At 62.2% G+C, this 1,410-nt stretch carries 2 protein-coding genes; both read left to right on the plus strand.

Going from position 1 to position 1,410, the window contains the following annotated elements:
* Window positions 1-1,220 (plus strand): type VI secretion system protein TssL, long form (tssL, locus tag A2I95_RS37825; RefSeq protein ID WP_291737570.1); only part of this gene is annotated, 1,220 nt, incomplete at its 5' end.
* Window positions 1,217-1,410, plus strand: a 194-nt coding sequence (locus A2I95_RS37830; RefSeq protein WP_291737571.1) for a hypothetical protein, incomplete at its 3' end; no start/stop codon positions are given. The genes tssL and A2I95_RS37830, both read left to right, overlap by 4 nt.

Here is a 1,410-nt window from a genome sequence, read left to right on the forward strand (position 1 = left end):
CGGGCGGGGCGAAGGCGCCGAAAATGGCGCTGACGGGGATGAACCAGCTGACGGCCTGTGCCTCCACCCTGTTTGCGCTGATCAGCCGGATCCGCAACCGGGCCCAGCACATGGACCCGGATGGGCTGCGCAAGAATGTTGTGGCTGAGGTACGTGCGTTTGAAAACCGCGCGCTGCAGGCGGGCATTGCCGCTCAGACGGTGAAGATTGCGCGCTATGCGCTGTGCGCGACGCTGGATGACGTGGTGCTGAACACGCCCTGGGGCGGACAGTCTGCCTGGGGGTTGCAGTCGATGGTGGCGACCTTCCACCGTGAGGTGGTCGGCGGCGACCGTTTCTATGACTTGCTGGCGCGGCTGGAGAAAGAGCCGGGCGGCAATATCGACATGCTCGAGTTCCTGTACATGTGCCTATCGCTGGGGTTCGAGGGCCGTCTGCGGGTGGAGCAGGGCGGTTCCGAGAAACATCTGCAAATCCGCGGCGCGCTGGCCCGGATCATCCGAAATCAGCGCGGCCCGGTGGAGCGCGATCTGTCGCCGCATTGGGAAGGCCTGGTCAAACCGTTCAAGGCGTTGTCGGTCTGGCGGCTGGTCTGGATCACCCTGGCGGCCGCCTGCGCAGTGCTGGCACTGCAGTTTCTGAGCCTGAGCTGGATGCTGTCGAACCAGACCGAGAATGTGGTCGGGCAGCTGACGATTGTCGATTCCGGCCCCAAGGCGGAGCTGGAGCGGCGTGCGCCTCCGCCGCCTCCGCCTCCGCCGGCGCCGACGGCCGAAGAACAGATCGCCAAGGTCACGGGCTTCCTGGAACCGGAGATCAAGGAAGGCATCGTGCAAGTCTTTCAGAAGGGCAACACACTGATTATCCGGCTGGCCGGTTCGGGCATGTTCGGCTCGGGGTCGGACCAGCTCAGCAAGAAATTCCGGTCCTCGGTGAACCGTGTGGCTGAGTCGCTGAATGACGAAAAGGGCAAAATTATCGTGGCGGGCCATTCCGACAATATTCCAATCCGCTCCTCCCGTTTCCCGTCCAACATGGCGCTTTCGTTGGCACGGGCGAAATCGGTGATGGCAGGCATGGCCAAGATGATGACAGACCCGGACCGGCTGTCGGCCGAGGGCCGCGCCGACAAAGAACCGATTGCAGATAACAGCACCCGCGCAGGGCGGGCCAAGAACCGCAGGATCGAAATCCTGCTGGTTCAGGAGGTTGAAGGATGATCCGCCGTTATATCTTTCCGCTGTTCCGGTCGATCTATACCATCCTGCTGATCCTGGCAGCGGTGCTGTCGGCCTGTGTGTGGTATTTCGCCCCTTTCATCGGCAGCGAGGACTGGCGCCCGTTTGACAGTGTGATGTCGCGGTTGATCACCATCGGGGTGATCTTCCTTTTGTACTTCATCATCATCGG

Source organism: Leisingera sp. F5, assembly GCF_001593695.1.